A 6,000-nucleotide genomic window follows, 5' to 3' on the forward strand; every position below is an offset into this window, starting at 1 on the left:
GGTCAGGCCACGCCGCCGCAGGTGTTCGCCGACCCGTCCGGCCGCCATGCCGCCGCCCGACCACGGCCCCCAGGCGAGCGCGGTCGCGGGCAGCCCGGCTGCCCGGCGGCGTTCCGCCAGCGCCAGCAGGTAGGCGTTACCCGCCGCGTAGGCGCCCTGTTCCCCCGCGCCCCACACGCCGGACACCGACGAGTGCAGCACGAACGCGTCGACCGTCCCGCCGAGTAGGTCGTCCAGGTGGGACGCGCCGGTGACCTTGGCGGACAGCACCTCGGCGAACTCGGCGAGCTCCATCCGGGCCAGCGGGGTGGCCTGCCCGACGCCCGCCGCGTGAACCACCGCCGTGATGCGGCGGGTGTCCAGCAGCCCGGCGAGTGCATCACGGTCGGCGACGTCACAGGCGGCGATCGTCACTTTCCGGCCCAGTTCGGCGAGCAGTTCCGCCGCGCCGGGAGCGTCGCTCCCACGACGGCTGGTCAAGATCACGTGCTCTGCGCCGAGGTCGAGCAGACGCCGGGCGCTGTGCGCGCCGAGGGCACCCGTACCGCCGGTGACCAGTACGGTTCCGCGCGGTGTCCACCGCCGCTGGGCGGGCAGCCGGTCCAGGGGGGCGCGCACCAGCCGGGGCACGAACGCGCCCGATGCCCGCAGTGCGACCTGGTCCTCGTCACCGGTTCCACCGAGCACCCGCAGCAGTCGCGCGACCGTGCGCGGGTCGGGGGTCTCAGGAAGGTCGACCAGGCCGCCCCAGGCGTCGGGCTGTTCTAGGGCCAGGACACGTCCGAGGCCCCAGACCAGCGCACCGGCGGGATCCGGCGCACCGTCCGCCGTGCCGATCGTGACCGCGCCGCGAGTGGCCAGCCACAGCGGCACCGAAAGACCGGCGCGCGCCAGTGACAGCGTGGCAGCCGTTCCGCGCGGCACGCCGGGATGATCACGGTGCGGTGTGGTGTCGAGGCCGAGCAGGGACAGCACACCGGTGACGTCCCGCCCGGCGAGTTCCGCGGCGACCTGGGCACCGGGATCAGGCCGGTCGAGATCGATCTCGACGGCATCGAACCCCAGTGTCCACTCCAGGCCCGTCCCGGGCGGGTGCACCACGAGCCAGCGGTCCGCGCTCTGGCCGCGTAGTTCGCCTGCGGGCTGCCAGCGCACGCGGTAGCGGTACTCCTCGGCGGCGGAGCGGGCACGGTCGGCTGCCCGCCACCTGGCCAGAGCGGGCAGGGCCGCCTCCAACGCGGCCCGGTCCTCGTCCGCTGCGTACAGCGCGTCGAGATCGCCGCGGCCGACGGCCTGCCAGAACACGTCGTCACGGTCTACCGCGGCCACGGGTTCGGCTGGGGTGAGCCAGAAGTGTTCGTGCTGGAACGGATACGTGGGCAGCTCCACCCGACGCCCGCCGCCGACCATCGCAACGGTGTCCACGGTCGTCCCCCGCACGTGCAGGTGCGAGACGGCCTCCAGGACCGACTGCCGTTCGGGCCGATCGCCGCGCAGCAGCGGCACGGCGTCGTCGATCATGGTGGAGAGCACGCTGTCCGGGCCGATCTCCAACCAGTTCGTGACGCCGGAGTCCCGCAGCCGCCGTGCACCGTCGGCGAATCTGACCGTGGCGCGGGCGTGCCGGACCCAGTGGTCCGCGGAGGCCAGCGTCGCCGCGTCGACCGGCCCGCCGGTGACGGTGGACACCACGGGGAACTCCAGCACGCCAGGTGTCAGGCCCGCCGCGGCGGCCCGGAGGTCCGCCAGCACCGGTTCCACGAGACAGGAGTGGAACGCCTGGCTGACGTCGAGCCGCTTGGTCCGGTGACCGGCCGCGGCCAGCCGCTCCGCCAGCCGCAAGACGGCGGGCTCCGCGCCGGACAGCACCAGCGACGCCGGGCCGTTCACCGCGGCGATGTCGACGCCGTCGCCCGACAGCCGGCGCACGTCGTCCTCGGTGGCGTCGACCGCGACCATGACACCACCCGCGGGCAGGCCCTGCATCAGCCGGCCACGCGCCGCGACCAGGGCGACGGCGTCGTCCAGGGACAGCGCGCCGCTGACGTGGGCGGCGACGAGTTCGCCGACGGAGTGGCCGAGCAGCCAGGCGGGACGTACGCCCCACGACCGTACGAGGCGGAAAAGCGCGACCTCGACAGCGAAGAGCGCGGGCTGGGTGAACTCGGTGCGCCGCAGGAGTTCGGCGTCGTCACCGTGCACGGCGTCGATCAGCGGCAGTGGGAGCAGGGCGTCGAACCGCGCGCACACCTCGTCGAAGGCGTCGGCGAACGCCGGGAACCGCAGCCGCAGCTCCCGTCCGGCGGCCAGCCGCTGGGATCCCTGCCCCGAGAACAGGAACGCGGTTTCGCCACCGGCGACGGCGGGCACATCCGGTCCGCCGGTGAGGGCGTCCAGCCCGGCGAGGAGATCGTCCTGGCCGGACGCCACGAACGCCGCGCGGTGCCGAAGCCCGGCCCGGTCGGCGGCCAGCGTGAATGCGACGTCGTGCACCGGCAGCGGATTCGCGTCCAGATACGTGTACAGCCGGGCGGCCTGATCCCGCAGCGCGGTCGCCGACGCCGCCGAGAGCAGCACCGGCACGGGCCCGTCGACGGCGGCGGGTTCGCCCGGGGAAGACGGGGAGGGCGGAGCCTGCTCCAGGATGAGGTGGGCGTTGGTCCCGCTCACCCCGAACGCGGAGATCGCCGCGCGCCGGGGGCGACCGGTCTCCGGCCAGTCGATCTGCTCGGTGAGCAGCGAGATCGCGCCGGTTTCCCACGCGACGTGCGTGCTCGGCGTGTCCACGTGCAGGGTCCTGGGCAGTACCGCGTGGCCGAGGGCGAGCACCAGCTTGATCACGCCTGCCACGCCGGAGGCGGCCTGGGAGTGGCCGATGTTGGATTTCAGCGAGCCGAGCCACAGCGGACGGTCACGGTCCTGTCCATAGGTGGCGAGCAGGGCGTGCGCCTCGATCGGGTCACCCAGGGTGGTGCCGGTGCCGTGGCCCTCAACGGCGTCGACCTCGTCGGGGCCCAGACCGGCGTCGGCCAGTGCCTGGCGGATGACGCGCTCCTGGGACGGCCCGTTCGGCGCGGCGAGGCCGTTGCTCGCGCCGTCGGAGTTGACGGCGCTGCCGCGCAGGACCGCGAGCACCCGGTGCCCGTTGCGTTCGGCGTCGGACATCCGCTCCAGCACGACGACGCCGGCGCCTTCGGCCCAGCCTGTACCGTCGGCCGCGTCGGCGAAGGACTTGCAGCGGCCGTCGGGGGCCAGGCCACGCTGGCGGGAGAATTCGACGAACGTCGCGGGGCTCGCCATCACCGTGACACCTCCGGCGAGCGCGAGCGAGCACTGCCCGGACCGCAGCGCCTGCGCCGCCCAGTGCATCGCGACCAGCGACGACGAGCACGCCGTGTCGACGGTGACCGCGGGCCCCTGCAGGCCCAATGAGTAGGCGACCCGGCCGGAGATCACGCTCGACGCGTTGCCGGTGAGGAAGTAGCCCTCCAACTCGGCGGGCACGGCACCGGACTGCACCCCGTAGCCCTGGTGGATGGCGCCGACGAACACGCCGGTGTCGCTGCCGCGCAGGCCGGCCGGGTCGATGCCGGCCCGCTCGACCGCCTCCCATGTGGTCTCCAGCAGCACCCGTTGCTGCGGGTCCATCGCCAGCGCCTCACGCGGGCTGACGCCGAAGAAGTCCGCGTCGAACCCGCCCGCGTCGTCGAGGAAACCGCCCTCGAAGGCGTAGGTCTTGCCGGGGCGGCCGGGATCCGGGTCGTACAGCCCGTCCAGGTCCCAGCCGCGGTCGGCGGGGAAGGCCGAGACGGCGTCGCGGCCGTCGGCCAGCAGCCGCCACAGGTCCTCCGGGCCGCGGACGCCGCCCGGCAGGCGGCAGGCGACCGAGACGATGACGATCGGATCGTCGTCGACCGCGGTCCGAGCGACCGGTGCCGTCGTGGCCACACCGCCCGACAGGTGGGCGGCGAGCAGGGCGGGCGTCGGATGGTCGAACACCAGGGTCGGCGGCAGCGTCAGCCCGGACGCGCCCGCCAGGCGGTTGCGCAACTCCACCGCGGTGAGCGAGTCGAAACCCAGTTCGCTGAACGTGCGGGCGGAATCGATGCCGTCGGCGGAGTCGTGGCCGAGTACGGCGGCGGCCACGTCGAGCACCAGACGGAGCGCGCGCCGTTCCCGCTCGGCAGGGGGCAGGTCGCCGAGGCCGGGACCGGCCGCGACCAGGGCGGGCTCGGACGCGGTGAACTCCTTGACCAGCGGCCGGGGTCGGGCACTGGTGTAGAGCGGCAGAAAACGGTTCCAGTCGATGTCGGCGACCGTCAGCGTCGTCTCGCCACCGGTGACGGCTTCCTCCAGCGCCGCGACGGCCAGCAGCGGATCCATCTCGGTCAGACCCCGGCGGGACAGGTGCGCGCGCACGTCGTCGTCGACCATGCCGCCACCGCCCCAGGCTCCCCAGGCGATCGACAGCGTGCGGAGCCCACGACCACGGCGGTTCTCGGCGAGCGCGTCCACGTAGGCGTTGGCGGCTCCATAGGCGGCCTGCCCTGCGCTGCCCCACGTGGACGCCCCCGAGGAGAAGAACACCAGCGTTCCGCCCAACAGCGCGTCCAGGTTCGACGCCCCGACCGCCTTCGCCGCCAACGCCTCGCGCAGATCCTCCGCCGTGGTGTCGGCCAGCGCGATGCCCCGCCCGATGCCTGCGGCGTGCACGGCTGCGGTGATCGGGCGGTCCCCGGGGACCGTGGCGATCAGTTCGGCGAGCGCGGCGCGATCGGCCACGTCGCACGCGGCGACGGTGGCCGTGCAGCCCAGGTCGGCGAGTTCGGCGACGAGCGCACCGGACGTGGGCGCGTCGGGGCCGCTTCGGCTGGCCAGCAGCAGGTGCTTCACGCCACGGATGGCCAGCAGGCGGGCGACGTGGGCGCCGAGTGCTCCGGTACCGCCGGTGATCAGGACCGTGCCGTCCGGCTGCCACGGGGTCGTGTCGGATCGGTGCGTGGGCGCGGCCGTCAGCCGCCGGGCGAAGACACCGGACGAACGGATCGCAAGTTGGTCCTCGTCGCCGTAGGTACCGGCGAGCACGGCGACCAGACGGCCCAGCGCCCGGTCGTCCAGAGTCTCGGGCAGGTCGAGCAGGCCACCGCCGACCGCCGGGTGTTCCAGGCCGAAGACCTGGCCCAGTCCCCAGACCGTCGCCTGGCCGGGTTCGGTGAGGCGATCGGACGTGCCGACCGAGACCGCGCCCCGCGTGACCGTCCATATGGGAACGTCCCCGTCGGCGATCGCGCGGTACAGGGCGAGGGAGGTCGCCGGCTCCTGTTCCGTCGGCAGCAGCGAGAGCACACCGGCGGCGGCCGGCAGGTGCGCGGCGATGTCGGTCACGTCCGCTACGACCGTCACCTCGGCGCCGTGTGCGCGGAGGGCGGCGGCGATGTCTTCCTGGCCGGAGGTGACGACGATCCAGGTGCCGGTCAGCCGTGCACGGGACGCGGGGCCGGTAACCGGCTTCCAGCTGACGCGGTAGCGCCATCCGTCGACGGTGCGCCGGCTCTGACGCCCGTGCCACCAGTCCGACAGCGCCGGAAGCACATCGTCGACGTCCACGCCAAGCAGCGAGGCGAGGCCTGCGGCGTCACCCTGGTCGACGAGGCCCCAGAACTCGGCGTCCGTCTGCTCGGCGACGGCGGGCCGGACGTGGTCGGGCAGCCAGAAGCGTTCGCGTTGGAAGGGGTAGGTGGGGAGTTCCGCCATAGGGCCGTTGCCCAGCAGGGTTTCCCAGGCGATCGTGGCTCCGGCGGTGTGGGCTTCGGCGGCCGAGCGCAGGAAGCGGTTCAGGCCGCCGTCGTCGCGGCGCAGCGTCCCGAGGGCGTTCTCGATTCCGTGGGTCAGTACGGGGTGGGGGCTGCATTCGATGAACGGGCCGTTTCCGGCTGAGCGGATCGCCTGGTCGAACAGCACCGTGTTGCGCAGATTCGCGAACCAATACCCGGCATCCAG

The 6,000-nt window shown here is 73.7% G+C and carries 1 protein-coding gene (only partly in view); it reads right to left on the reverse strand.

From position 1 onward, the window contains the following. A protein-coding gene (locus AB0395_RS21585; protein ID WP_366283033.1) for a type I polyketide synthase crosses the window boundary here: on the reverse strand, positions 1-6,000 show its 5' portion. It extends 4,794 nt beyond the left edge of the window; the window shows 6,000 of its 10,794 coding nt (coding positions 1-6,000); it begins with the start codon at positions 5,998-6,000; its stop codon lies off the left edge, out of view.

It is taken from the genome of Streptosporangium sp. NPDC051023, assembly GCF_040689595.1.
Classification (GTDB): domain Bacteria; phylum Actinomycetota; class Actinomycetes; order Streptosporangiales; family Streptosporangiaceae; genus Streptosporangium.